Below are 26,957 nucleotides of genomic sequence, written 5' to 3'. Positions count from 1 at the left end.
TAGTTCCTCCGCACGACGTTACTGAGCCAGCGGCAGCTTGGACTGCGCGACGTGGGAGAGCAGGTTTGCCACGGATTCGTGCATCACATCGGTAAAGGGCTTCGGATGCAGGCCCATATACAGCGTGAAGAGCGCGAGGATGGCGAGCATCAGGAACTCGCGCTTGTTGATGTCCTTGAGCTTCGCGACGTGGTCGTTCGCGACCGCGCCGAAGTACACGCGCTTGTACATCCACAGCGTGTAGGCCGCACCCAGAATCAGCGTGAACGTGGCGAGGAAGGCGATCCAGAAGTTGTACTTCACGGCCGCCAGAATCACCATGAATTCGCCGACGAAACCCGAGGTGCCCGGCAGGCCGCAGTTGGCCATCGCGAAGAGCATCGCGAACGCGGCGAACTTCGGCATCGTGTTGACGACGCCGCCGTAATCCGCGATCTGACGCGAGTGGACGCGGTCATAGAGCACGCCGATCGAAAGGAACATCGCGCCGGAGATGAAGCCGTGCGAGATCATCTGGATGATCGCGCCTTCAACGCCGAGCTGGCTCGACGGGCCGAACATGAAAAAGCCCAGCGTGACGAAGCCCATGTGCGCGATCGACGAATACGCGACGAGCTTCTTCATGTCGGCCTGCACCAGTGCGACGAGGCCGATGTAGATCACCGCGATCAGCGACAGCGTGATGACGACAGGCGCGAGGAAGTGGCTGGCGTCCGGCGCGATCGGCAGCGAAAAGCGCAGGAAACCGTACGCGCCGAGCTTCAGCATGATCGCCGCCAGCACGACCGAGCCACCCGTCGGCGCTTCCACGTGCGCGTCAGGCAACCACGTATGCACTGGCCACATCGGCACCTTCACGGCGAAGGCCAGGAAGAACGCTATGAAGAGCAGCACCTGCGGCGTCATGTCGAGCTTCGCGGCGTGCCACGTGGCGAGATCGAACGTATGCGTCTGCGTATAGAGGTACAGCAGCGCGACCAGCATCAGCAGCGAACCGGCCAGCGTGTACAGGAAGAACTTGAACGCCGCGTACACGCGATTCGGGCCGCCCCACACACCGATGATGATGTACATCGGAATCAGCGTGGCCTCGAAGAACACGTAGAACAGCAGGCCGTCCGCCGTCGAAAACACGCCGATCATGATGCCCGAGAGAATCAGGAAAGCGGCCATGTACTGCGACACGCGCTCGGTGATCACTTCCCAGCCGGCGATCACGACGATCACCGTGATGAGCGCGGTCAGCACGACGAACCACATCGAGATGCCGTCCACACCGAGGTGGTACGTGATGTTGAAGCGTTCGATCCAGTTCGACTGCTCGACGAACTGCAGCGCGGCCGTCGACGTATCGAAGCCGGTGATGAGCGGAATCGTGACGATCAGCCCGAGCACCGAGCCGACCAGCGCCACCCAGCGCGCAGGCGCCGGGTTCTGATCGTTACCAACTGCGAGCACCAGCAGGCCGAAAATGATCGGCAGCCAGATCGCGACACTGAGAATCGGAAAAGAGTGCATAGGATCCCTCGCCTTATTTGCCGCCGAGCGTCACAAACAGGGTCAAGAGCCCCAACATGCCGATAATCATGGCGAACGCGTAGTGATAGATGTAACCGGATTGAAGGAAGCGGATCACACCGGCGAACCAGCCCATGAACCGCGCACTGCCGTTGACGATGCCGTCGATGACGACCACATCGCCCTCTTTCCACAAGCCACGGCCGATGGCGACCGCGCCCTTCGCGAACACGATCTCGTTGATCTTGTCGCAGTAGTACTTGTTGTCGAGCAGCACGTAGATCGGGCGGAAGGTCTTGGCGACGACCGCCGGCAGATCCGGACGCTTCATGTAGAAGAACCACGCGACGATCACACCCAGCGCCGCGAGCCACACCGGTCCCGGCGTGATGATGCCGTGCAGCGCCATCGCCATCCAGCCGTGGAACTCTTCGGCCATTTCCTTCAGGCCTTCGTGGTTCTCGCCGATGAAGATCACCTTGTCGAACGCGACGCCGTGCGCGAAGAAGTCGCCGTAGATCATCGGGCCGATCATGATCGCGCCGATGATGATCGACGGAATCGCGAGCAGCACGAGCGGGAGCGTCACCACCCAAGGCGTTTCATGCGGCACATGAGCATGGCCGTGACCATGATCGTCGTGACCGTGCGAGTCATGACCGTGACCGTGCGCTTCGGCCTGGCCCATCGGCGAGTCGGGATGCTTCGGACCGCGGAAGCGCTCTTCGCCGTGGAACACCATGAAATACATGCGGAACGAGTACAGCGATGTGACGAACACGCTCGCGACCACCGCGAAGTACGCGAAGCCCGAGCCCGCCAGATGCGAGTACTTCACGGCTTCGATGATCGAATCCTTCGAGTAGAAGCCCGAGAAGAACGGCGTGCCGATCAGCGCGAGCGAACCGATCAGCGACGTGATCCAGGTGATCGGCATGTACTTGCGCAGGCCGCCCATGTTGCGCATGTCCTGATCGTGGTGCATGCCGATGATGACCGAGCCCGCGCCGAGGAACAGCAGCGCCTTGAAGAACGCGTGCGTGCCGAGGTGGAACACGGCGACCGGATACGCCGATACGCCGAGCGCCACCGTCATGTAGCCGAGCTGCGAGAGCGTGGAGTACGCGACCACCCGCTTGATGTCGTTCTGAACGACGCCGAGGAAGCCCATGAACAAGGCCGTGATCGCGCCGATCACCGTGACGAACGAAAGCGCCGCATCCGAATGCTCGAAGAGCGGCGACATACGCGTCACCATGAAAATGCCGGCCGTCACCATGGTCGCCGCGTGAATCAGCGCGGAGATCGGCGTCGGGCCTTCCATCGAGTCCGGCAGCCAGACGTGCAGCGGGAACTGCGCGGACTTACCCATCGCGCCGATGAAGAGGCACACGCACGCGACCGTCAGCAGACCCCATTGCGTGCCGGGGAACGTCATCGTCGCGAGCTTGTCGCCTTGCGCGAACACGTCGCCGTAATTCAGCGAACCGGAGAACGCGAGCAACAGGCCGATACCCAGCAGAAAACCGAAGTCGCCCACGCGGTTCACGATGAACGCCTTCATGTTGGCGTAGATCGCGCTCTCACGCGTGAAGTAGAAGCCGATCAGCAGGTACGACACGAGACCCACCGCTTCCCAGCCGAAGAACAGCTGCAAGAAGTTGTTGCTCATGACGAGCATCAGCATCGAGAACGTGAAGAGCGAAATGTACGAGAAGAAGCGCTCGTAGCCCACTTCCTCGTCCGCCATGTAGCCGATCGTGTAGATGTGCACCATCAGCGAGACGAAGGTCACGATGACCATCATCATTGCCGTGAGCGAGTCGACCAGGAAGCCGACTTCCATCTTGAGCGTGCCGACGTTCATCCATTCGTAGATGGTCGCGTTGAAGCTCGCGCCATGCATCACGTCGTTGAAGACGATCGCGGAGAGGATGAACGAGATGAAGACGCCGAGGATCGTGATGCGATGCGAGCCCTTGCGCCCTACCGCCTTCCCGAATAGCCCTGCGATCAGCGAGCCGGCCAGCGGCGCCAGCGGGACCGCGAGCAGGAGGTTTTCATTGAGTGTCGTGGACATAACAGCCTTGCCTGAAATTAACCTTTGAGCTGATCGAGGTCCTCGACGTTGATCGTGTCGAGGCTACGGAACAGGGTCACGAGAATCGCGAGACCGATCGCGGCTTCAGCCGCAGCCACGGTCAGCACGAAGAACACGAAAATCTGGCCGTGCACGTCGCCCAGATAGTGCGAGAACGCGACGAAATTGGTGTTCACCGCGAGCAGCATCAATTCGATGGCCATCAGGATGATGATGACGTTGCGCCGGTTCAGGAAGATGCCGACGATGCTGATCGCAAAAAGGATCGCACCGAGCACGAGGTAATGGGCAAGACTCAACATATTCGATTTCTCCTTCGCGCTCAGCCCTTGTTATCGACCGTGCCCGCGCCGATGTTTCCGGTCACGGCAGGTTCCGTAGCGGCGTCAGGCGCCTCCGTCTCGGACTTCATCTTCACGATGCGCACGCGGTCTTGCGCGCGCACCTTGACCTGCTGGCTGACCGTTTGCGTCTTCTTGTCCTTCTTGTCGCGGATCGTGAGCGAGATCGCCGCGATGATCGCGACGAGCAGCACGAGGCCCGCAATTTCGAACGCGAAGATGTAGTCCGTGTAGATGACCTTGCCGATCAGTTGCGTGTTCGGCATCAGCGCCGCGCCCGAAACGCCCGCGCCGGCCGAAGCGTCGCGCAGCGGAGTCGTCGTCGCGCCATAGCCATGCCACAGGATCAGCGCCGTCTCGATCACGATGATCGCGCCGACGATGCTCGCGAGCGGCACGAAGCGCTTGAAATCCCGCCGCAGGACATCAACGTTGATGTCGAGCATCATGACGACGAAGAGGAACAGCACCATCACGGCGCCCACGTACACGAGAACCAGCAGAATCGCGAGGAATTCGGCTTGCAGCAGCATCCAGATCGCGGCCGCGTTGAAGAACGAGAGCACGAGAAAGAGCGCGGATGACACCGGGTTGCGCGAGGTGATCACCTTCAGCGCCGACACGGTCAGCAGCAGCGCGAAGATATAGAACAGTACGGTTGTGAATTCCATGATTACCGGTTCATCGTTAGGCCATCATCAGGCATGGTGTGTCGGCGCTCGTGGACAGAATGCATCCTCGGCGCTCGCCGCAGTGTGCCAAACAGCAACAACAAAATCGCTGGCGCGATGCCGGAACGCCTGGTTCCGGCATCGAACGCATATCAGCGATAAGGCGCGTCCGCCGCCTTCGACGCGGCGATTTCCGTTTCGTAACGATCGCCCACGGCGAGCAGCATGTCCTTCGTGAAGTACAGATCGCCGCGCTTTTCGCCGTGATATTCGAGGATGTGCGTCTCGACGATCGAATCGACCGGGCAGCTCTCTTCGCAGAAACCGCAGAAAATGCACTTGGTCAGGTCGATGTCGTAACGCGTCGTGCGACGGGTGTTGTCCGCGCGCGTTTCCGATTCGATCGTGATCGCCATCGCCGGGCACACCGCTTCGCACAGCTTGCAGGCGATGCAGCGTTCTTCGCCGTTTTCGTACCGGCGCAGCGCATGCAGACCGCGGAAGCGCGGCGAGATCGGAGTCTTTTCCTCCGGGAACTGCACCGTGATCTTGCGCTGGAACGTGTAACGGCCCGTCAGCGCCAGACCCTTCAGCAGCTCGGTCAGGAAGAAGGTTTTGAAGAAGTTCTGAATTGCGTTCATGATGATTTCGTCCGCCCTTGTCTCACTTCCAGATGTTGAGCGGCGACATGATCCAGAAGCCGACCACGACCACCCAGATCACCGACACCGGCAGGAACACCTTCCAACCCAGACGCATGATCTGGTCGTAGCGGTAACGCGGGAAAGTCGCACGCGCCCAGATGAACACCGACAGCAGCAGGAAAACCTTGAAAACGAACCAGAATACGCCCGGAATGAAAGACAGGAAGCCGAACGGCGCATCCCAGCCGCCGAGGAACAGCGTCGTGGCGATCGCGGAGATCACGATCATGTTGATGTACTCGGCGAGGAAGAACAGCGCGAACGCCATGCCCGAGTAATCGATCATGTGACCCGCGACGATTTCCGATTCGCCTTCCACCACGTCGAACGGGTGACGGTTTGTTTCAGCGATGCCCGAGATGAAGTACACGACGAACATCGGCAAGAGCGGCAGCCAGTTCCACGACAGGAAGTTGACGCCCCAGCCCGCGAACATGCCGCGCTGTTGCGAGTGCACGATGTCCGACATGTTCAGCGTGCCCGCGACCATCAGCACCACGACGAGCGCGAAGCCCATCGAGATTTCGTAGGACACCATCTGCGCCGCGGCGCGCATCGCGCCGAGGAACGCGTACTTCGAGTTCGACGCCCAGCCCGCGAGAATCACGCCGTACACGCCGATCGACGAGATCGCCATGGCGTAAAGGAGACCGGCGTTGATATCGCCGAGCACCGCCTGCGCCTGGAACGGAATCACCGCCCAGACCGCGAACGCGGGCACCACGGTCATGATCGGCGCGATCATGTAGATCCACTTGCTGGCCGCTGTCGGCTGAATCACTTCCTTGAGCAGAAGCTTCAGCACGTCCGCGATCGGCTGCAGCAGACCGGCCGGGCCGACGCGATTCGGGCCGAGACGCACGTGCATCCAGCCGATGAGCTTGCGTTCCCAGAGAATCAGGTACGCCACGCACAGCAGGATGACAACCGCAACCACGAGGATGCGGACGAGCGCCCACACCGTCGGCCATGCGACGCCGAGAATCTGCGTGCCGCCTGCGTTGATCGTATCGAACAAGCCCATTTTTACGCCTTCTCCACTACCAGTTCACCGAACAGGCCGCCGAGCGCGGCGCCAGCCGCCGTGCCCGCCGACACGCGGACCACCGACTCCGCGAGATTCGCGTCGCGGACCGCGGGCAACGTCACCGACAGATTGCCTTGCTTGATACGCACTGCTTCGCCGTCCTTCAGACCGAGCTTGTCGAAGAGCGCGGTCGGCAAACCGGCCACGTTCGCGTCGCGTGCGGCCGCCGTCAGATGCAGCGACGGCGCGCGGCGCACGAGCGCATCAGCGTGATAAATCGGCACATCGGCGAGACGCTGCAGGCCGCTGCCGTTCAGCGTGACGTTCGATGCCGCGCGCTTCGCTTGCGCGGTCGTCTTGTTCGACAGACGCGAGCTCAGATCGCCCGTACCGAGCGCGGCGATGCGCACTTCTTCAGCCGTGTCGAACTCGAAGCCCGGCAGACCGAGGATCGTGCCCAGCACGCGCAGCACCTTCCAGCCCGGACGCGTGTCGCCCAGCGCGCGCACGACGCCGTTGAACGACTGTGCCGTGCCTTCCGCGTTGACGAACGTGCCCGACGTTTCCGTGAACGGTGCGATCGGCAGCAACACGTCCGCGTAATCCATGCCGTGCTTGAACGGCGACATCACGACGACCATTTCCGCCGCCTTGAGCGCGGCGATGGCCTGCGCCGGATTGGCCGTGTCGTATTCCGGTTCCGCGTTCAGCAGCACGTAAGCCTTGCGCGGCTGCTCGAACACTTCGCGTGCGTTGAGGCCGCCCTCGCCCGGCAATGCATCGACGAGATGCGCGCCGACCGAATTCGCGCCTTCCGTGAGGAAGCCGAGCGTCGCGCCGGTATTGTCGGCGATCCACTGGGCCGCCGCCTGAATCTGTGCAAAGTCGGGATGCTGAACCGCGAGATTGCCGAGCAACACCACGCGCACTTCGCCCGCCGACAGCGATGCCGCGACATCCTTCGCCGCCGCCGATGCTTCGCGACCCGCGAACGCGTCCGGCACTGCGACGCCGCGCGCTTCGCCGACCGCCGCCGCGATGCTCGCGAGCTGATCGAGCCACGCGGAAGGCGCGGCGACCAGACGATGCGCCGTCGGGATCAGCGAGTCGTCGTTGCTGGCATTGAGGAACGTGATCTTCGCGCCGTTCTTCGCGGCCTGACGCAGACGCGCGGCGAACAGCGGATGATCGCGGCGCAGGAACGAGCCGATCACGAACGCGGTGTCGATCGTCGACAGATCCGCGATCTTCGTGCCGAGCCAGGGCGCACCGATGCCGGCCGGCGCCGAGAAATCGCTCTGACGCAGACGAAAATCGATATTCGGCGTGCCGACGCCTTCAGCCAGTTGCTTCAGCAGATGCAGTTCTTCGACCGTGCCGTGCGGCGTGGCCAGAGCGGCGATGGCGTTCGCGCCATGATCCGCCTTGATGCCCTTCAGACCCTTCGCGACGTATTCGAGCGCGGTCTGCCAGTCGGTTTCGATCCAGTTGCCGCCTTGCTTGAGCATCGGCGTGGTCAGACGCTCGTCGCTGTTCAGGCCTTCGTACGAGAAGCGGTCCTTGTCCGAGATCCAGCATTCGTTGATGGCTTCGTTCTCCATCGGCAGAACGCGCATCACACGATTGTTCTTCACCTGCACGACGAGGTTCGCGCCGACGGAATCGTGCGGGCTCACCGACTTGCGGCGCGACAGTTCCCACGTCCGCGCGCTGTAGCGGAACGGCTTGCTGGTCAAGGCGCCGACCGGGCACAGATCGATCATGTTGCCCGACAGTTCCGAATCCACCGTCTTCCCGACGAACGACGTGATTTCCGAATGCTCGCCGCGGCCCAGCATGCCGAGTTCCATCACGCCGGCGATTTCCTGCCCAAAGCGCACGCAGCGCGTGCAGTGGATGCAGCGCGACATCTCTTCCATCGAGATGAGCGGACCCACGTTCTTGTGGAACACCACGCGCTTCTCTTCGCTATAGCGCGACTGGGACTTGCCGTAACCGACAGCCAGATCCTGCAACTGGCACTCGCCGCCCTGATCGCAGATCGGGCAATCGAGCGGGTGATTGATGAGCAGGAATTCCATCACCGACTGTTGCGCCTTCACGGCCTTGTCGGAGGTGGTGCGCACGATCATGCCGGCCGACACGGGCGTCGCGCAGGCGGGGACGGCCTTCGGCATCTTTTCGACTTCGACGAGGCACATCCGGCAGTTCGCCGCGATCGAAAGCTTCTTGTGATAGCAGAAGTGAGGAATGTAAGTGTCGACCTTGTGCGCAGCCTGGATCACCATGCTGCCTTCAGGCACCTCGACCGTCTTGCCGTCAATTTCTAGTTCAACCATGATGGATAGAGATCCTCAACCCTTGTCTCGCGCACCTGACTGCGCGCCTGATTACGCGGTAAGCGCTTCGGTGCGCGCGTGATGCGCATGTCCGCCGACGAGACAATGCTTGTGCTCGACGTGATATTCGAATTCGTCCCAGAAGTGCTTGAGCATGCCGCGCACGGGCATCGCCGCAGCATCGCCGAGCGCGCAGATCGTGCGGCCCATGATGTTCTCGGCGACCGAGTTGAGCAGATCCAGATCTTCCTTGCGGCCAAGACCATGCTCGATCCGGTGCACCACGCGGTATAGCCAGCCGGTGCCTTCGCGGCAAGGCGTGCACTGACCGCACGACTCTTCATAGTAGAAGTACGAAAGGCGCAGCAGCGAGCGCACCATGCAGCGCGTTTCGTTCATCACGATGACCGCGCCCGAACCCAGCATCGAGCCGGCCTTCGCGATCGAATCGTAGTCCATGTCGGTCGCGAGCATCATGTCACCCGGCACGACCGGCGCCGACGATCCGCCCGGAATCACGGCCTTGACCGACTTGCCGCGCACGCCGCCCGCGAGTTCCATCAGCGTCGAGAACGGCGTGCCGAGTGGAACCTCGTAGTTGCCCGGACGATTGACGTCGCCGGACACGGAGAAGATCTTGGTGCCGCCGTTGTTCGGCTTGCCGAGCTCGAGATAATTCTGCGGGCCGACTTCCAGCAGGAACGGCACGGCCGCGAAGGTCTCGGTGTTGTTGATGGTGGTCGGCTTGCCGTACACGCCGAAGCTCGCCGGGAACGGCGGCTTGAAGCGCGGCTGGCCCTTCTTGCCTTCCAGCGATTCGAGCAGCGCGGTTTCTTCGCCGCAGATGTACGCGCCGTAACCATGATGCGCATACAGCTCGAACGAGAAGCCGGAACCGAGAATGTTCGCGCCGAGATAGCCGGCCGCGCGCGCTTCTTCGAGCGCCGCTTCGAACACCCGATAGACTTCGAAAATCTCGCCGTGGATGTAGTTGTAGCCGACGGTGATGCCCATCGCGTACGCGCCGATGGCCATGCCTTCGATCAGCGCGTGCGGATTCCAGCGCAGGATGTCGCGATCCTTGAACGTGCCCGGCTCGCCCTCGTCCGAGTTGCAGACGAGATATTTCTGCCCCGGGAACTGACGCGGCATGAAGCTCCACTTCAGGCCGGTCGGAAAGCCCGCACCGCCACGGCCGCGCAGACCCGACGCCTTGACGTCGGCGATCACCTGCTCGGCCGGAATCTTTTCTTCGAGAATGCGGCGCAACTGCTTGTAGCCGCCGCGCGCAACGTAATCCTCGAGATGCCAGTTCTCGCCATTCAGTCCGGCGAGGATCAGCGGCTTGATGTGACGATCGTGGAGTGACGTCATTTCGAAAGTTCCTCGATCAACTGGTCGATCTTCTCGCGGCTCATGAAGCTGCACATACGGTGGTTGTTCACGAGCATCACCGGTGCGTCGCCACATGCGCCAAAGCACTCGCCTTCTTTCAGCGTGAACTTGCCGTCCGCGGTGGTCTCGCCGAAATCGATTCCAAGCTTCTGCTTGAGATACTCGGCGGCGCTGTCCGAACCGCCGTCCGGCCCGAGCTGGCAAGGCAGATTCGTGCACAACGTAATCTTGTGTTTGCCGACCGGCTTCAGCTCGTACATCGTGTAGAACGTGGCGACTTCCTGCACCGCGACCGGCGGCATGCTCAGGTAATCGGCCACGAACTGCATGAGATCGGGCGAGAGCCAACCATGCTCTTCCTGAGCGACAGCAAGCGCCGCCATCACCGCCGATTGCTTTTGCTCGGCGGGATATTTCGCGACCGCGCGATCGATTTCTTTCAGGCCTTCAGCTGAGATCATTTTCAGACACGACTCTTTCAATTCCTACCGAACGAAAACCTGCCGCGCCCTTCATGTTGCGGCAGACCTGGCGTTCCTGCGGATTCCTGTTATTGCGTTCGCATTTCCATGAACGGCGCCCGATGCGCGCGCCGTGCAGGTGGCGATGAAATCAGCGATCGATCTCGCCGAACACGATGTCTTGCGTACCGATGATCGTCACAGCGTCGGCGATCATGTGGCCTCGCGCCATTTCGTCGAGCGATGCGAGGTGTGCATAGCCCGGCGCGCGAATCTTCAGGCGATACGGCTTGTTCGCGCCATCCGAAATCAGGTAGATGCCAAACTCGCCCTTCGGATGTTCGACCGCCGCGTACGTTTCGCCTTCCGGCACGTGGAAGCCTTCGGTGAAGAGCTTGAAATGGTGAATCAGCTCTTCCATGTTGCTCTTCATGCCGACGCGCGACGGCGGCGCAACCTTGTGATTATCGACCATCACAGGGCCGGGATTCTTGCGCAGCCACGCAATGCACTGTTTGGCGATGCGGGTCGACTGGCGCATTTCTTCCACGCGCACCAGATAGCGGTCGTAGCAATCGCCATTCACGCCGACGGGGATATCGAAGTCGAGCTGGTCGTACACTTCGTACGGCTGCTTCTTGCGCAAGTCCCACTCGATGCCCGAGCCGCGCAGCATCGCGCCGGACAGGCCCATCTGCAGCGCACGCTCCGGGCTCACCACGCCGATGCCCACGAGACGCTGCTTCCAGATGCGGTTGTCGGTGAGTAGCGTTTCGTACTCGTCGACACAACCCGGGAAACGATTGAAGAAATCCTCGATGAAGTCGAGCAGCGAACCCTGACGGTTCTCGTTCATCTTGTCGAGCGCTTTCGCGTTGCGGATCTTGGATGCCTTGTATTGCGGCATCGCGTCCGGCAGATCGCGATAGACGCCACCCGGACGATAGTACGCCGCGTGCATGCGCGCGCCCGACACCGCCTCGTAGACGTCCATCAGATCTTCGCGCTCGCGGAACGCATAGAGGAACACCGCCATCGCGCCGACGTCGAGCGCGTGCGAGCCGATCCACATCAGGTGATTCAGCACGCGCGTGATTTCGTCGAACAGCACGCGGATGTATTTCGCGCGAATCGGCACGTCGATGCCGAGCAGCTTCTCGATGGCCATCACGTAGCCGTGCTCGTTCACCATCATCGACACGTAGTCGAGACGGTCCATGTACGGCACAGACTGGATGAAGGTCTTGGTCTCGGCCAGCTTCTCGGTCGCGCGATGCAGCAGACCGATGTGCGGGTCGGCGCGCTGGATCACTTCGCCGTCGAGTTCCAGCACGAGACGCAGCACGCCGTGCGCTGCCGGGTGCTGCGGGCCAAAGTTCAGCGTGTAATTCTTGATCTCTGCCATGGCGTTCTCTTAATGTTTCAGACCGCCATAGCGATCTTCGCGGATCACGCGCGGCGTGATTTCGCGCGGTTCGATCGTCACGGGCTGATAGACCACGCGCTTCTCTTCCGGGTCGTAGCGCATTTCCACATAGCCGGAAACCGGGAAGTCCTTGCGGAACGGATGGCCGATGAAGCCGTAGTCCGTAAGAATGCGGCGCAGGTCGGGATGGCCTTCGAACACGATGCCGTAGAGGTCGAACGCTTCACGCTCGTACCAGTTCGCCGATGTCCAGATATCGACCACCGAAGGCACGATGGGCACTTCGTCGTCCGGGGCGAATACGCGCACGCGCACGCGCCAGTTGTTCGTGATCGAGAGAAGATGGCTGACCGCTGCGAAACGCGGGCCGTCGTAGGCACCGTCGCCGTAGGTCGAATAGTCGACGCCGGCGAGATCCATGAGCTGCTCGAAGCGCAGCGACGGGTCATCGCGCAACTGCTCGCAGACGTTCAGATAGTTGGCCGCCTTGACGACGACCGTCACCTGACCCAGCGACTCCGTGATGCTCTGGAGACGGTCGCCAAACGCCGTCTCGAGGTTCGCTTTGAGGGTCTCGAGTTTGCTTGCCATAGTTTGGGGAGACTCAGGCCCTTACTGACGGGCGATGGTGTTGGTGCGGCGAATCTTCGCCTGCAACTGGATCACGCCGTAGACCAGCGCTTCGGCGGTCGGAGGGCAACCAGGAACGTACACGTCGACCGGCACGATCCGGTCGCAACCGCGCACGACGGAATATGAATAGTGGTAGTAGCCACCGCCGTTCGCGCACGAACCCATCGAAATGACCCAGCGCGGCTCGGCCATCTGGTCGTACACCTTACGAAGCGCGGGCGCCATCTTGTTGCACAGCGTACCGGCGACGATCATCACGTCGGACTGGCGCGGACTCGGACGAAACACCACGCCGAAACGGTCCAGGTCGTAACGGGCGGCGCCCGCGTGCATCATCTCGACCGCGCAGCACGCGAGACCGAACGTCATCGGCCACAGGGAGCCGGTGCGCGTCCAGTTGATGAGCTTGTCAGCCGTAGTGGTGACAAAGCCTTCCTTCAAGACCCCTTCGATACTCATTTGTTTTCCACTCCAGATGAGCAGCCAGCCAAAGCCGCCCATGAATCCGGTGATCTAACTGTCATTCCCAGTCGAGCCCGCCCTTTCTCCAGATGTAGGCGAAACCGAGCAAAAATTCGAGCAGAAAAATCATCATCGCCATGAAGCCGGGCCAGCCGATATCGCGCAGGGACACACCCCACGGGAACAGGAACGCCGTTTCAAGGTCGAAAATGATGAAAAGAATCGCGACGAGATAGTAACGCACATCGAACTTCATACGCGCGTCTTCGAAGGCTTCGAAGCCGCACTCGTACGGCGCGTTCTTCTCCGTGTCGGGCTTGTTGGGACCGAGAATCTTGCCGATGCTGATCAACGCAATACCTAAACCTAGGCCCACTACGAGAAACAAGAAGACGGGGTAATAGGGTGCGAGGTTCAAGGCTATCCTCTGATCGGTAGATGTGGTCTGTTATTGATTGGGACCTTCAGCCGGGACGGACCACCCGGCGGGAGAATGCACTTGGGACCGCTCACGATATCAGCACACTGTGACAACCGCTTTGACGCTGTCTATGCCGCCATGAAACCGTAAGGGTACTCCAGAAGTGACAATGCCAGCCGAAGCGAAGCAAGCGGCTGGCATTGGATAACTTTGGTGCCGACGGCGAGACTCGAACTCGCACAGCTTTCGCCACTACCCCCTCAAGATAGCGTGTCTACCAATTTCACCACGTCGGCACTGTACTGCAATCCGGGAAAACTACTTCTAAATTGCCGCGAATCGCTTCAAGACTTGAATTATAACTGGGCCCTACGAATTGTTCAACGCACAAAATGCAGATTATGCGAAAAATTCGTTCTGTCGTTATTTAGGCACGTCGGCGCCCGGCGCGGACGACGCGACCGGTGCGGAAGCAGGTGCAGAGCCCGCCGATGCTGCCGCCGAAGCCGATGTCGGCACGGGTGCGGCGCCACCGAGCACACCCGCCGATGTTTGCGGCTTGTAGCTTCCGAGATAGGTCAGCGTCAGCGTCGTGACGAAAAAGACCGCGGCGAGAACAGCGGTGGTACGCGACAGGAAGTTGGCCGAACCCGTCGCACCAAACAGACTGCCCGATGCGCCGCTGCCGAACGCAGCACCCATGTCGGCGCCCTTGCCATGCTGAAGCAGCACGAGGCCGATAACGCCCAGCGCCGACAGCAACTGGACAACGATAATCAATGTCTTCAAATACAGCATTTCAACTCACCCGATCCCTGATGTTTCCGTGACACCTTCGTGTCGCACTATGCTCTTTCGCCTGCCCTGCCCGCTTGCCGTTCGACGCTCAATGCGTCACGGTTTGCGCCGCCCGGCAGATCGCCAGAAAATCCTTCGACTTCAACGATGCGCCGCCGATCAGCCCGCCGTCGATGTCCTTTTGCCCAAACAACTCTTCCGCATTTTCAGGCTTCACGCTGCCGCCGTACAAAAGCGGCACGCTCGCCACCGATGCACCCTTCTCCAGCAGCTTGTGACGCAGAAATGCATGAACGTCCTGCGCCTGGCCCGGGCGCGCGGTCTTGCCCGTTCCGATCGCCCAGACCGGTTCGTACGCGACCACGATGCCCGCCGCCTGCTCTTCCGTCAGAATCGCCAATACGGCATCGAGCTGCGTGCCGATGATCTGTTCGGTCGTACCCGCCTGGCGCTCTTCGAGCGTCTCGCCGACACAGACGATGGGCGTGAGCCCCGCTTCGATCGCGCGCTGCGCCTTCGACGCAACGAGTTCCGGACTTTCGCGATGATACGCGCGTCGCTCCGAATGCCCGACGATGGCATACGTGACGCCAAAGTCCGCCGCCATCTCTGCCGCGACTTCGCCCGTGAACGCGCCGCCCGAATGCGCCGACACGTCCTGAATGCCCCATTGCACGACCGAACCGCTCAGAAGCGCCTGCGATTGCGCAAGGTAAGGACACGGAACGCACACGCCGACACGCACACCCTTTTGCAAAGCCGATGCCCCTGCGGCGACTTCGGTCAGCAGGGTCGCGTTGTCACTGATGCGACCGTGCATCTTCCAGTTGCCCACCACCAGTTTCGCTCGTTCTCTGGACATATGTCTCGTCAGTCGGCGGCGGCTTGCAAGAACCGCCTGTTATAAAAATGAACCGCTACGAACCGCAAACTACTTGCAAAACAGGCGATTTTACTGTGTTACGACGAAACCGGTCAAACCGTCAAAAGCGCCGCAACGTGAAACGCCGGATTTCGCATGGAAATGTCACGCGCCCTCACGCCAGTCGAGCACGATCTTGCCGACGTGCGTGCTGCTTTCCATCAGCGTGTGCGCGGCGGCGGCGTCGTGCGCCGGGAAAACCTGGTGGATCACCGGCTTGATGCGCCCCGCCTCGATTTCCGGCCAGACACGCTCCTTCAGCTTCGCCGCGAGCTTCGCCTTGAACGCGACCGGACGCGGACGCAGTGTCGAACCGGTGATGACGAGGCGCCGACGCAGCACGTCGTTCAGATTGATCTCCGCCTTGGCGCCGCCCAGCAGCGCGATCACGCAGATGCGCCCGCCATCGGCCAGCGCCTTGAGCTCGCGCGCCAGATAGTCGCCGGCGACCATGTCGAGAATCACGTCGACGCCGCGGTCATTCGTCAGCGACTTCACTACTTCGACGAAATCTTCCGTCTTGTAGTTGATCGCGCGCTCGGCGCCGAGCGCTTCGCACGCGCGGCATTTTTCGTCGGTGCCGGCCGTGGCAAAGACGCGAAAACCGAGCGCCTTCGCGATCTGGATCGCCGTCACGCCGATGCCGCTCGATCCGCCCTGCACGAGCAGCGTCTCTTCCGCGCCGTTCTCGCCCGCGCCCAGCTGACCACGCTCGAACACGTTGCTCCAGACGGTGAAGAACGTCTCCGGCAACGATGCGGCCTCGATCTCCGACAAACCCTTCGGCACCGGCAGACACTGTTCGAGCGGCGCAACCGCATATTCGGCGTAACCGCCGCCCGCGAGGAGCGCGCACACGCGATCGCCTTTTTTCAGACCGAACGGGTTGTGTTTGGGATCGAAATCGCCATCGACGATTTCACCGGCCACTTCCAGCCCCGGCAGATCGGATGCACCCGGCGGCGGCGCATACGCGCCCTTGCGCTGGAACATGTCCGGCCGGTTGACGCCGGAAGCGGCAACCTTGATCAACACCTCGCATTTGCCCGGCGCAGGTGTCGGACGTTCGCCCAGTTTCAGGACTTCGGGTGCGCCAAACTCAGTGATTTCGATGGCCTTCATATCCTCTCCCTGTGCCGACCAGCGTCAGTGTGCATTCGAACCGGATGGCACTGCGCGCGCCTGTAGCAATCACGCTGCACACTGCCATCGAGTCCGATGACGCGTCGGACAATGCATAGCGTCCGAAGCGTCATACATGAAAACGGCCGGCTCGCATCAGCGGCCGGCCGTCTACACATTACCGCATTACGACTGCGGATGCGTGGGTTCCGCCTGCTGTGCGGCTTCGTTCAGAAGCGCCTTCGCCGACAGACGCACACGACCCTTTTCGTCCGTCTGGATGACCTTGACCTTCACGATCTGGCCTTCCTTCAGATAGTCGTTGATGTCCTTCACGCGCTCGTTGACGATCTCCGAGATGTGCAGCAGACCGTCCTTGCCCGGCAGGATGTTCACGATCGCGCCGAAGTCGAGCAGCTTGAGCACCGGGCCTTCGTAGATCTGGCCGACTTCCACTTCAGCCGTGATGTTCTCGATACGCTTCTTCGCGTCGGCCATGCCTTCCGCGCTCGTGCTCGCGATCGTCACGACGCCGTCGTCCGAAATGTCGATGGTCGTGCCGGTTTCTTCCGTCAGCGCGCGGATCACCGAACCGCCCTTGCCGATCACGTCGCGGATCTTCTCCGGATTGATCTTGATGGTGATCATGCGCGGCGCGTAGTCGGACAGTTCCGTATTCGTGTGCGGAACCGCAGCCGTCATCTTGCCGAGGATGTGCATGCGGCCTTCCTTCGCCTGTGCGAGCGCGACCTGCATGATTTCCTTCGTGATGCCCTGGATCTTGATGTCCATCTGCAGCGCCGTCACGCCCTGTGCCGTGCCGGCCACCTTGAAGTCCATGTCGCCGAGGTGATCTTCGTCGCCCAGGATGTCGGTCAGAACCGCGAACTTGTTGCCTTCGAGGATCAGGCCCATCGCGATGCCCGCGACGTGCGCCTTCATCGGCACGCCGGCGTCCATCAGCGCGAGGCAGCCGCCGCAAACCGACGCCATCGACGACGAGCCATTCGATTCCGTGATTTCCGACACGACGCGGATGGAATAGCCGAATTCGTCGGGGCCCGGCAGGCACGCGACCAGCGCGCGCTTGGCCAGTCGGCCGTGACCGATTTCACGACGCTTCGGCGATCCGACGCGGCCGGTTTCGCCCGTTGCGAACGGGGGCATGTTGTAGTGAAGCATGAAGCGCTCGCGATATTCGCCTTCGAGCGCGTCGATGTTCTGCTCGTCGCCCTTCGTGCCGAGCGTCGCGACGACCAGCGCCTGCGTTTCGCCACGCGTGAAGAGCGCCGAACCGTGCGTGCGCGGCAACACGCCCGTGCGGATTTCGATCGGGCGGACCGTGCGCGTGTCGCGGCCGTCGATGCGCGGCTCGCCGTTCAGGATCTGCGAGCGGACGATCTTCGCTTCGATATCGAACAACACGTTGCCGATGGTTGCCGCATCGGCAACCACTGCTTCCTCGGCGAGCTTCGCCGAGGTCGCCGCGTAGACTTCCTTCAGCTTGGTCGAACGCGCCTGCTTGTTGCGCAACTGGTAAGCGGCCTCGAGTTCCGTCTTGGCGATTTCCGTGACGCGCGAAATGAGCGCTTCGTTCTTCGCGGCGGGCTTCCAGTCCCACTCGGGCTTGCCGCCTTCGCGGACGAGCTCATGGATTGCGTCGATGGCCGTCTGCATCTGCTCGTGGCCGAACACCACGCCGCCGAGCATCACTTCTTCCGACAACTGCTGCGCTTCCGATTCCACCATCAGCACAGCGCGCTCGGTGCCCGCGACGATCAAGTCGAGCGCCGATTCCTTCATTTGCGGACGCGTGGGGTTCAGCACGTACTCGTTGTTGATGTACGCGACGCGCGCGGCGCCGACCGGACCGTTGAACGGCAGGCCCGACACGGCGAGCGCGGCCGATGCGCCGATCAGCGCGGGAATATCCGCCGGAACGTCCGGATTCAGCGACAGGACGTGGATGACGACCTGCACTTCGTTATAGAAGCCTTCCGGGAAGAGCGGACGCAGCGGACGGTCGATCAGGCGCGAGATGAGCGTCTCGCCTTCCGACGGACGGCCTTCGCGGCGGAAGAAGCCGCCCGGGATCTTGCCGGCTGCATAGGTCTTTTCGAGGTAATCGACGGTCAGCGGGAAGAAGTCCTGGCCCGGCTTGGCGGTCTTCGCGCCGACGACGGTCGCGAGCACGACGGTATCTTCGACATCGACGATCACCGCGCCGCTTGCCTGACGAGCGATTTCACCCGTTTCCAAGCGGACATTGTGTTGTCCCCACTTAAATTCTTTGACGATTTTATTGAACATTGTGACTCCTTCTACGTTGGCCGCGCCGGTCGTCTGGCGCTGACTGGGGCGGTCGCGAGCCACGCTTGAGAGGTGTGTTATGCCATTCCAGCGCGGGGCCTGCCCGACGTGCGCGCGCACGCCGCGCTGGAATGACACAAAGCTCTGCCGCGAGGCCGGACCGGGTGTCGAACCGGATGATGCATCCGGGTAATCCGGGTAAAGCGATGAACTGCTGAAGTACCAACTACGCAGTGCCGACCGATGAAAACGCGATCGCGCACCACTTCACGGCCGGAACGTACAAAAACAAAGTGCCTGTATCAGCGGACTGACACAGGCACTTCGTTCTAACGGCGGCCGTTTGACGCCAATTACTTGCGCAGACCCAGCTTCTCGATCAACGAGCGATAACGATCCGCATCCTTGCCCTTCAGGTAGTCGAGCAGCTTGCGACGACGGCTCACCATGCGCAGCAGACCGCGGCGGCTGTGGTGATCCTTCGAGTGCGACTTGAAGTGGACGGTGAGTTCGTTGATGCGGCTCGTGAGGAGTGCGACTTGCACTTCAGGGGAGCCGGTGTCGTTGGTGCCGCGCGCATATTCTGCGACGATGTCGGACTTCTTGACTTCTGCTACGGACATTTGCTTTTCCTTTGATTCAGACAGGCGGTCACGGAAGAAAGGCCGTGCCGTGGGTTTGCCAATTTCGGATTTCGCCTTAGTCAAAACTCCAAGACGAAGCGCGGAGTATATCACACTGATGCCCGCCGAAGACAGGGTTCCGGCGGGCGCGGGCGACGCCTAGCGTGCCGGACGCGTCATTTTGCAGCTCGTCTCCAAGACGGTTCTCTGCGCCGGCACGGCAAGCAGCGTGCGAAAGCCGTAACCGGAGCCTTCGTTGTCGAGCGGGACGCCCTTCGCTCCCGCCTTGTCCATTTCGATGACATAAAGGGGCTGGATCACCTGATGATCGTCGGCGCGCATCGTCATCGCGTGGAAGCCTTCGCCGTCGAATTTCATGCCTTCGAGCGCGCGCGCCACCGCGAGCGGGTTCGCGCTGCCCGCGCGGGTCATCGCCGAGGCGATCATCTCGATCATCAGCGGCATGCGCGCGACGAGGTAATCGTCCGCGGCGGCCGGGTAGCGGGCGCGAAACGCGCGGTAGTAAGCATCCGATGCCGCACCGCCCACGTTCGGATGCCAGTCCGCCACCGCGATCACGCGCTTTACGCCAGCGTCGCCGAGCGCCGCCGGCGCGCCCAGACTGTTTCCGTAGAACGTGTAGAACTTCGTGTCGAGCCCCTGCTCGCGCGCCGCTTTCACCAGCAACGTCAGATCGTTACCCCAGTTGCCGGTGATCACCGCGTCCGCTCCGCTCGAACGGATTTTGGCGATGTAAGGCGCGAAATCCTTCACACGGCCGATCGGATGAAACTCGTCGCCGGCAATCGCGATATCCGGCCGCCGCTCCTTGAGCGCGCGCTGCGCTTCGCGGCTCACGTCGTGGCCGAAGCTGTAGTCCTGATTCAGCAGATAAACCTTCTTGACCGCGCGATCGTCTTTCAACGCGTCGGCGAGCGCGTCCATGCGCATGCCGGCGTGCGCGTCGAAGCGGAAGTGCCAGAAACTGCACGCGTCGTTGGTGAGCGCGGGATCGTCGGCGGAATAGTTCAGGAAAAGCACGCGGCGGTCCGGTTCGCGCGCGTTCTGCTTGTCGATCGCCGCAACGAGCGCCGCCGCCACCGCCGAGCTGTTCCCCTGCATTACGAAGCCGATCCCGTCGTCGATCGCCGCGCGCAGTTGCACGAGCGTCGCCTCGCTGCTGCCCTTGCCGTCGAACACGACGAGCTGCAGCGGATGCATGCCGTCCGCGAGCTTCACGCCGCCCTGCGCGTTCACGCGCTCGACGCCGAAGCGCAGATTGCGCTCGACCATCGCGCCGGCATTCGCGAACGGGCCGGACATACCTTCGATCAGCGCGAGCTTGATGGGCGGCAAATCGGCTGCTTTCGCCGTCAAAGAGAATGCGAGACAAGTCGATGCCACCGTGAGCAGCCATCGCGCCCCGCGCGTGCTGATTCCTTTCTTCATGGGTTCCGCCGATCCGCCGAAAGCGCGGATCATAGGCCGCACCGGGCGCGCCGCGCAAGTCCGTCATTGCCGACACATCCGCTCGAATGGTGTGGCGTATCGGAGAATGTTTTGCCGCGCGCGCGTGTCAAAATCACGAGAAACATCGCATAAACGCTGCTCGCCGGCGCGAGGAGCAAGCACGTGGAGGCTTCAATGCTGCACAAACTCAACCGCATGCGCGCGTCGCTTGCGTGCGCGGGCGTCGCGCTCCTTCTGTCCGCGTGCGCACAGCCGTGGCAGAACTATCAGACCGGCGCCGATGCATCGACGGTCACCGCCCGGCTCGGCCCGCCGCGCGAAGTCTACGATTTGCCCGACGGCGGCAAGCGCCTGATGTGGCCGACGCAACCGCTCGGCGAATTCACCACCGCCGCCGACATCGACGCATCCGGCAAGATCGTAAGCGTCAGGCAAGTGCTCGACGAGAACGAGTTCTACAAGGCGCAGATCGGCACGTGGACGAAGAAGGACGTGCTCGTGAACTTCGGGCGGCCGGTGGAGACGTCATACTTTCCGCTGATGAAACGCGAAGTCTGGACCTACCGCTACATGGAAGCGAACGTCTGGTACATGATGTACAGCTTCTATTTCGACGATCAGGGCGTTCTGCGCCTGACGCAGAAGACGCCCGATCCGCTGCACGATCCCGACCGGCGCAATCTGTTCTGAGCACGTTAGCGCCGCGCCATTGAAAAAGCCCTCTCGCGAGGGCTTTTTGCTGTCAGTCGAGACCGCGCCCGCCAATCAAAGCTGCGGATTGAGCTTCTCGACCTTCGAGTGCAGCTTGTTCAACGCGGCGATATACGCCTTCGCCGACGCAGCGACGATGTCCGGATCGGTGCCGACGCCGTTCACGATTCGCCCGCTCTTCGACAGGCGCACCGTCACTTCGCCTTGCGCCTGCGTGCCGGTCGTGATCGCGTTGACCGAGTACAGCACGAGTTCCGCGCCGCTTTCGACCTTCGATTCGATCGCGTGCAGCGTCGCATCGACGGGACCGTTGCCGCCCGCTTCGCCCGTGACTTCGCTGCCTTCCACCGCGAACACCACCTTGGCCTGCGGCTGCTCGCCGGTTTCCGAATGCTGCTTCATCGACACGAAGCGGAAGTGTTCCTTCGCCTGCGCCTCAGCGGATTCCTCGGAGACGATCTGCATGATGTCTTCGTCGAAGATTTCGGCCTTGCGATCGGCGAGATCCTTGAAACGCGCGAACGCCGCGTTCACGTCGGCTTCGGATTCGAGCGTCACGCCGAGCTCATCCAGACGCTGCTTGAACGCGTTACGGCCCGACAGTTTGCCGAGCACGATCTTGTTCGCGGCCCAGCCCACGTCTTCCGCGCGCATGATTTCGTAGGTATCGCGCGCCTTCAGCACGCCGTCCTGGTGGATGCCCGACGCATGCGCGAACGCATTCGCGCCAACGACCGCCTTGTTCGGCTGCACGACGAATCCGGTGATCTGCGAGACGAGCTTCGACGTGGGGACGATCTGCGTCGTGTCGATGCCGACATCGAGCCCGAAGTAATCCTTGCGCGTCTTCACGGCCATCACGATTTCTTCGAGCGACGTGTTGCCCGCGCGCTCGCCGAGACCGTTGATCGTGCATTCGACCTGACGCGCGCCGCCGATCTGCACGCCCGCGAGCGAATTGGCGACCGCCAGGCCGAGGTCGTCATGGCAGTGAACCGACCAGACGGCCTTGTCGGAATTGGGCACGCGCTCGCGCAGCGTCCTGACGAGATTGCCGTAATGCTCCGGAATCCCGTAGCCGACCGTATCCGTGATGTTGATCGTGCGCGCGCCTTCTTCGATGACACCTTCGAGCACGCGGCAGAGGAAATCGATATCCGAGCGGCTGCCGTCTTCCGGCGAGAACTCGACGTCATCGGTGAACTTGCGCGCGAAGCGCACCGCGAGGCGCGCCTGCTGGTAGACCTGCTCCGGCGTCATGCGCAGCTTCTTTTCCATGTGCAGCGCCGACGTGGCGATGAACGTGTGGATGCGGAACTGATTCGCGGGCTTCAGCGCATCGGCGGCGCGCTGGATGTCCTTGTCGTTCGCGCGGGCGAGCGAGCAGACCGTGCTGTCCTTCACGAGCGATGCGATCGTGTTGATCGCGTCGAAATCGCCGTTCGAGCTCGCGGCGAAGCCCGCCTCGATCACGTCGACCTTCATGCGCTCCAGTTGCTTCGCGATGCGGATTTTCTCTTCCTTCGTCATCGACGCGCCGGGGGACTGTTCGCCATCGCGCAAGGTCGTGTCGAAGATGATCAACTTGTCTGCTGCCATGTTGGGCTCCTTTGGGGAGATTTATCGATTGTTGGAAATATCGCGATCGAAACGATAAGGCAAAAGGGAATTCGGGTGTTCGCGCCACCGCTGGCGTCGAAAACCTGAAAGGACGAGCAGACGGGAGGCGAGAAGAATTAGCGCGGTAGGCGCGCTAGCAGCGATAGTGCGCATAGCGACGCACCAGCCGGGAACAGCGAGAAGGGGAACGGAAAAAAGTTCATTCAAAAACTATAACGGCTTTTAGAGGCGCGTGCAATGAGGCTTTCCGATCGCGCCGATTGACGCTCATTCGCCGCGCCTGTTTGCCGAAGCCGGCTGAAAAACAAAAAAGCCTGCGTCCCGGAGGAGGCAGGCTTTTTCGATGCCGGACAGCCGATCAGTAACCGCCGATCGACGCGCTCACGCGCTGGCGCAGTTCCGAGCCATCGCCGACCGGCGCGTTCTCGATGCGGCGCGCGCCCTGAAAGCGCTTTTCCCAGTAGCCGTCTTCCATATCGTCGACACGGATCGTGCTGCCGGTGGACGGCGAATGCACGAACTTGTTGTCGCCGATATAGATGCCGACGTGAGAGAACGAGCGGCGCATCGTGTTGAAAAACACGAGATCGCCCGGCTTGAGATCGGAGACGGTCACCTTCTCCCCGACACGGCTCATTTCCTCGGCGCGGCGCGGCAAGGTCATGCCGAGCGTGTCCTGGAAGACGTAGCGCACGAAGCCGCTGCAGTCGAGGCCGGAATCCGGCGTGTTGCCGCCCCAGCGATAACGCACGCCGATCATGTTGAGCGCGCCGACGACGACGTCGCCCGCCTTGCTCGCCACGCCCGACAGAAACGACTTCGCGCCGCCCGAACTGCTGGCGGCGTCTGCGCTCGTTGCGTCAGAGGATTTGCTCGAGGAAAAAATGCCGTTGTTGGCATTTTGGCTACTACTGCTGACTTCATCGGCGAACGCGCCGGAAGTTGTTGTCATCAGAAGGCCGATTAACATACCCGCGGCGGCGCGCGCGCATGTTTGAGTCAACGTTAGTGGTTGCATCGGTCGGTAGGTTTTACAATTAAAGGCTGCGAAATCAGGGAGATACGTGAAAGTTTGGAGGGATACTAGCCACAAAGTATTTAACTGTCAAAAGAAATAGAAAAATACAATTGAGATGGGCACCCAATTGGTGAAAAAGAAAGATTTTTAGGAATTCAGTGCTGCGGTCAGAAGCTTTCGTGTGTATTCGTCGGAAGGGTTCGCAAAAATCTTCTCTACTTCGCCCGACTCCACGACAAAACCATTTCGCATCACCGCCACGCGATGCGCCATCGCACCGATCACCTGCAGGTCGTGGCTAATGAAAACGTAACCGAGATTGTGCTTCTTCTGAATGTCGGCCAGCAGCGCAAGTACTTGAGTCTGAATGGAAACATCGAGTGCGCTCGTCGGTTCGTCGAGGATCAGGATGCTCGGTTCGAGAACGAGTGCGCGGGCAATCGCGATACGCTGCCGCTGTCCTCCGGAGAATTCGTGCGGATAACGATCGAGCGCCGCGCGCTCCATGCCGACTTCGCGCAGTACCGCGATCACCTTCGCGCGCCGCGCGGCTGCATCGAGTTCCGGACGATGCAGCGCGAGCCCTTCGCCGACGATTCTCTCCACCGTCTGCCGCGGCGACAGCGAACTGAACGGGTCCTGAAACACCACTTGCAGGTTCGAGCGCAGCACCGCCTTTTCGCGTCCGCGAAAATCGCCGATCGCGCGACCCTGAAACTGCACCGTGCCCGTCGAGGTGCGCTGCAGGCCGAGCAGCGCCATCGCGAGCGTGGACTTGCCCGAACCCGATTCCCCGACGATGCCGAGCGTCTCGCCCTGCCGCACCGTCAGTGTGACGTCGTCGACGGCCTTGAAGCGGCCGCGCCGGAACCAGCCCGCAAAGCCAGGCAGACGCGTCGCGTAGTCGACGGAGACATCCTTCGCGTCGAGAAGCACCGGCGCGATCGGCAGCACGGGCAGCACATTGCGCTTCGGCTTGCTCTGCATCAGGCGCTTGGTGTACGGATGCTGCGGCGACGTGAAAATCTCCTCCACGGCAGCGCTTTCGACCAGCACGCCCTTATCCATCACCGCGACGCGCTCCGCGAAACGCCGCACGAGGTTCAGGTCGTGCGTGATGAGCAGCACGGCCATGCCGCGCTTCTCGGCTTCATCGCGCTGAAGCTCCAGTAACAATTCGACGATCTGCGCGCGGATCGTCACGTCGAGCGCCGTGGTCGGCTCGTCGGCGAGCAGAAGCCGCGGCCGGCAGGCGAGCGCCATCGCGATCATCACGCGCTGGCGCTGCCCGCCCGAAAGCTGATGCGGATAACTGTCCACACGCCTTTCCGGCTCGGTGATGCCGGTGCGCGCGAGCAGCGCGATCGCGCGTTGCCGCGCCTCACGCGGACTCGTGCCGTCGTGTAGCTGGATCGTCTCGCCGATCTGGTCGCCGACCGTATAGAGCGGATTGAGCGCCGTCATCGGCTCCTGAAAGATCATCGCGATGTCGGAGCCGCGCAGGCCGCGCATCGCGTGCTCGCTCTTCGACAGCAATTCCTCGCCGGCGAAGCGGATCGAGCCGGTCACTTCGGCATCGCGCACGAGACGCAGGATCGACAGCGCCGTCACGCTCTTGCCCGAACCCGATTCGCCGACGAGCGCCACACGCTCGCCCGCGCGGATATCGAGATTCGCGCCGTCGACGGCGAGCGTGTCACCGAAGCGCACGCGCAGATCCTGAATCGAAAGAAGCGGCTCGCTCACTGCCCGCCTCCCGCTTTCACCGCATCGGCGATGCGCGTGTCCAGCGCGTTGCGCAGGGCGTCGCCCATGAAGGTCAGCAGCAGCAGCGTGGCGACGAGCACGCCGAACGTCGACAGCGAAATCCACCAGGCGTCGAGATTGGCCTTGCCCTGCGCGAGCAGTTCGCCGAGCGAGGGCGTCGGCGACGGCACGCCGAGGCCGAGAAAATCGAGGCTGGTGAGCGCGAGAATCGCGCCGCTCATGCGAAACGGCAGGAACGTGATGACGGGCGTCAGGCTGTTGAGCAGCACGTGCCGCCAGATGATCTGCCAGTTCGACAGCCCCATCGCGCGGGCTGCGCGCACATAGTCCTGCGTGCGATTGCGCAAAAACTCCGCGCGCACGTAATCCGACAGGCCGATCCAGCCGAACAGCGACAGCAAGATGATCAGCAGGATCAGGCTCGGCTCGAAGATCGACGCGAAGATGATGAGCAGATAAAGCTCCGGCAGCGCGCTCCATATCTCGATCAGTCGCTGCCCGGTGATATCGATCCTGCCGCCGAAATACCCCTGAACCGCGCCCGCGACGACGCCGAGTACTGTGCCGATCGCCGTCAGCACGAGCGCGAACAGCACCGACACGCGAAAGCCGTACACCAGCCGCGCGAACACGTCGCGGCCGCGATCGTCGGTGCCGAGCCAGTTTTCGCGCGAGGGCGGCGCCGGGTTCGAGCCTTTCGAAAAATAGTTGAGCGTGTCGTAGTAGTAGTGATTCGGCGGATAGATCGCGAAGTTGCCGGGTGCGCTGAAACGGTCGCGCACGAAGGGATCGAGATAATCGGCGGGCGTCGGGAAATCGCCGCCGAAGGTCGTCTCCGCATAGGTCTTCACGAGCGGGAAGTACATATGCCCCTGGTAGCGCACGACGAGCGGCTTGTCGTTCGACCAGAGCGGGCCCGCGAGGCTGATGACGAACGCCACAACGAACACGACGAGGCTCCAGTACCCCAGGCGATTGCGCTTGAAGCGCAACCAGACGCGCCGCCCCGGCGGCACCGATGCCTCGCCGCGCAGCGGTTGCGCGTCGCTGCCGTTGGCCTTGCGCCGTGACGATTCCGATGAAGCGGCTCGATTCAA

General features: G+C 61.9%; 24 protein-coding genes and 1 tRNA gene. 1 reads left to right on the top strand and 24 read right to left on the bottom strand.

What is annotated here, in order from left to right; translation table 11 throughout:
* Window positions 1-18: 18 nt before the first annotated feature.
* The 20 genes from ACEN42_RS06395 to ACEN42_RS06300 form a co-directional block, all read right to left on the bottom strand.
* Window positions 19-1,518 carry an NADH-quinone oxidoreductase subunit M gene (locus ACEN42_RS06395; protein ID WP_029672460.1) on the bottom strand — a complete coding sequence of 500 codons (1,500 nt, stop codon included), beginning with the start codon at window positions 1,516-1,518 and terminating at the stop codon, window positions 19-21.
* Window positions 1,519-1,531: 13 nt separating this feature from the next.
* Window positions 1,532-3,598 (bottom strand): NADH-quinone oxidoreductase subunit L, encoded by a 2,067-nt coding sequence (gene nuoL, locus ACEN42_RS06390; RefSeq protein ID WP_238214873.1) that lies wholly within the window; start codon window positions 3,596-3,598, stop codon window positions 1,532-1,534.
* Between the two features lie 17 nt (window positions 3,599-3,615).
* A complete protein-coding gene (gene nuoK, locus ACEN42_RS06385) occupies window positions 3,616-3,921 on the bottom strand; it encodes an NADH-quinone oxidoreductase subunit NuoK (protein ID WP_007588140.1) in 306 nt (101 codons plus the stop codon).
* A 20-nt stretch (window positions 3,922-3,941) separates the two neighbouring features.
* A complete protein-coding gene (locus tag ACEN42_RS06380) occupies window positions 3,942-4,631 on the bottom strand; it encodes an NADH-quinone oxidoreductase subunit J (protein ID WP_238214874.1) in 690 nt (229 codons plus the stop codon).
* Window positions 4,632-4,783: 152 nt separating this feature from the next.
* Window positions 4,784-5,272, bottom strand: a complete 489-nt coding sequence (gene nuoI, locus ACEN42_RS06375) for an NADH-quinone oxidoreductase subunit NuoI (RefSeq protein ID WP_008341734.1) — start codon at window positions 5,270-5,272, stop codon at window positions 4,784-4,786.
* Window positions 5,273-5,294: 22 nt separating this feature from the next.
* Window positions 5,295-6,359, bottom strand: a complete 1,065-nt coding sequence (gene nuoH / locus ACEN42_RS06370) for an NADH-quinone oxidoreductase subunit NuoH (protein ID WP_187608867.1) — start codon at window positions 6,357-6,359, stop codon at window positions 5,295-5,297.
* Between the two features lie 2 nt (window positions 6,360-6,361).
* A complete protein-coding gene (gene nuoG, locus ACEN42_RS06365; protein WP_371880941.1) occupies window positions 6,362-8,701 on the bottom strand; it encodes an NADH-quinone oxidoreductase subunit NuoG in 2,340 nt (779 codons plus the stop codon).
* A gap of 51 nt (window positions 8,702-8,752) precedes the next feature.
* Entirely contained in the window at window positions 8,753-10,075 is a 1,323-nt protein-coding gene (gene nuoF, locus ACEN42_RS06360; protein ID WP_238293858.1) for an NADH-quinone oxidoreductase subunit NuoF, read from the bottom strand.
* Complete coding sequence (gene nuoE, locus ACEN42_RS06355) at window positions 10,072-10,557, bottom strand: NADH-quinone oxidoreductase subunit NuoE (RefSeq protein ID WP_035502997.1); 486 nt, start codon at window positions 10,555-10,557, stop codon at window positions 10,072-10,074. The genes nuoF and nuoE overlap by 4 nt, the downstream gene beginning before the upstream one ends.
* A 151-nt stretch (window positions 10,558-10,708) precedes the next feature.
* Complete coding sequence (locus tag ACEN42_RS06350; protein ID WP_187608864.1) at window positions 10,709-11,962, bottom strand: NADH-quinone oxidoreductase subunit D; 1,254 nt, start codon at window positions 11,960-11,962, stop codon at window positions 10,709-10,711.
* A 9-nt stretch (window positions 11,963-11,971) separates the two neighbouring features.
* Complete coding sequence (locus ACEN42_RS06345) at window positions 11,972-12,574, bottom strand: NADH-quinone oxidoreductase subunit C (RefSeq protein ID WP_187608863.1); 603 nt, start codon at window positions 12,572-12,574, stop codon at window positions 11,972-11,974.
* 21 nt (window positions 12,575-12,595) lie between these two features.
* On the bottom strand, window positions 12,596-13,075 hold the full coding sequence (locus ACEN42_RS06340; RefSeq protein ID WP_006052903.1) for an NADH-quinone oxidoreductase subunit B family protein: 480 nt from the start codon (window positions 13,073-13,075) through the stop codon (window positions 12,596-12,598).
* A 61-nt stretch (window positions 13,076-13,136) separates the two neighbouring features.
* Window positions 13,137-13,496 carry an NADH-quinone oxidoreductase subunit A gene (locus ACEN42_RS06335; RefSeq protein ID WP_187608862.1) on the bottom strand — a complete coding sequence of 120 codons (360 nt, stop codon included), beginning with the start codon at window positions 13,494-13,496 and terminating at the stop codon, window positions 13,137-13,139.
* Between the two features lie 214 nt (window positions 13,497-13,710).
* Window positions 13,711-13,795, bottom strand: a tRNA-Leu gene (locus ACEN42_RS06330).
* Window positions 13,796-13,922: 127 nt separating this feature from the next.
* Window positions 13,923-14,297 (bottom strand): preprotein translocase subunit SecG, encoded by a 375-nt coding sequence (gene secG, locus ACEN42_RS06325; RefSeq protein ID WP_371880940.1) that lies wholly within the window; start codon window positions 14,295-14,297, stop codon window positions 13,923-13,925.
* Window positions 14,298-14,385: 88 nt separating this feature from the next.
* The gene (gene tpiA / locus ACEN42_RS06320) at window positions 14,386-15,159 is read right to left on the bottom strand and encodes a triose-phosphate isomerase (RefSeq protein ID WP_035503004.1); all 774 of its coding nucleotides are present in this window, start codon (window positions 15,157-15,159) and stop codon (window positions 14,386-14,388) included.
* Between the two features lie 165 nt (window positions 15,160-15,324).
* On the bottom strand, window positions 15,325-16,341 hold the full coding sequence (locus ACEN42_RS06315) for an NAD(P)H-quinone oxidoreductase (RefSeq protein ID WP_371880939.1): 1,017 nt from the start codon (window positions 16,339-16,341) through the stop codon (window positions 15,325-15,327).
* Between the two features lie 186 nt (window positions 16,342-16,527).
* The gene (gene pnp / locus ACEN42_RS06310) at window positions 16,528-18,651 is read right to left on the bottom strand and encodes a polyribonucleotide nucleotidyltransferase (RefSeq protein ID WP_371880938.1); all 2,124 of its coding nucleotides are present in this window, start codon (window positions 18,649-18,651) and stop codon (window positions 16,528-16,530) included.
* A 353-nt stretch (window positions 18,652-19,004) separates the two neighbouring features.
* Window positions 19,005-19,274: a 30S ribosomal protein S15 gene (gene rpsO, locus ACEN42_RS06305; protein ID WP_035503009.1), complete on the bottom strand. Its 270-nt coding sequence runs from the start codon at window positions 19,272-19,274 to the stop codon at window positions 19,005-19,007.
* A gap of 159 nt (window positions 19,275-19,433) precedes the next feature.
* Window positions 19,434-20,723 carry a branched-chain amino acid ABC transporter substrate-binding protein gene (locus ACEN42_RS06300; RefSeq protein WP_371880937.1) on the bottom strand — a complete coding sequence of 430 codons (1,290 nt, stop codon included), beginning with the start codon at window positions 20,721-20,723 and terminating at the stop codon, window positions 19,434-19,436.
* A 195-nt stretch (window positions 20,724-20,918) separates the two neighbouring features.
* On the opposite strand from ACEN42_RS06300, the gene ACEN42_RS06295 reads away from it, so the two are divergent.
* Window positions 20,919-21,434, top strand: coding sequence for a hypothetical protein (locus ACEN42_RS06295; RefSeq protein ID WP_187608857.1), 516 nt, complete (start codon window positions 20,919-20,921; stop codon window positions 21,432-21,434).
* 75 nt (window positions 21,435-21,509) lie between these two features.
* Here ACEN42_RS06295 and ACEN42_RS06290 read toward each other — a convergent pair whose 3' ends face one another.
* From ACEN42_RS06290 to ACEN42_RS06275, 4 genes are all read right to left on the bottom strand, one after another.
* Window positions 21,510-23,054, bottom strand: coding sequence for a 2-isopropylmalate synthase (locus tag ACEN42_RS06290; RefSeq protein ID WP_371880936.1), 1,545 nt, complete (start codon window positions 23,052-23,054; stop codon window positions 21,510-21,512).
* Window positions 23,055-23,433: 379 nt separating this feature from the next.
* Window positions 23,434-24,093 (bottom strand): C40 family peptidase, encoded by a 660-nt coding sequence (locus ACEN42_RS06285; protein ID WP_035503013.1) that lies wholly within the window; start codon window positions 24,091-24,093, stop codon window positions 23,434-23,436.
* A gap of 147 nt (window positions 24,094-24,240) precedes the next feature.
* Window positions 24,241-25,839, bottom strand: a complete 1,599-nt coding sequence (locus ACEN42_RS06280; protein ID WP_371880935.1) for an ABC transporter ATP-binding protein — start codon at window positions 25,837-25,839, stop codon at window positions 24,241-24,243.
* Window positions 25,836-26,957, bottom strand: a complete 1,122-nt coding sequence (locus tag ACEN42_RS06275) for an ABC transporter permease (RefSeq protein WP_371880934.1) — start codon at window positions 26,955-26,957, stop codon at window positions 25,836-25,838. The genes ACEN42_RS06280 and ACEN42_RS06275 overlap by 4 nt, the downstream gene beginning before the upstream one ends.

The organism is Caballeronia sp. S22, assembly GCF_964261745.1.
Lineage (GTDB): Bacteria > Pseudomonadota > Gammaproteobacteria > Burkholderiales > Burkholderiaceae > Caballeronia > Caballeronia jiangsuensis.
This window is presented reverse-complemented; position numbering and strand designations above follow the sequence as displayed.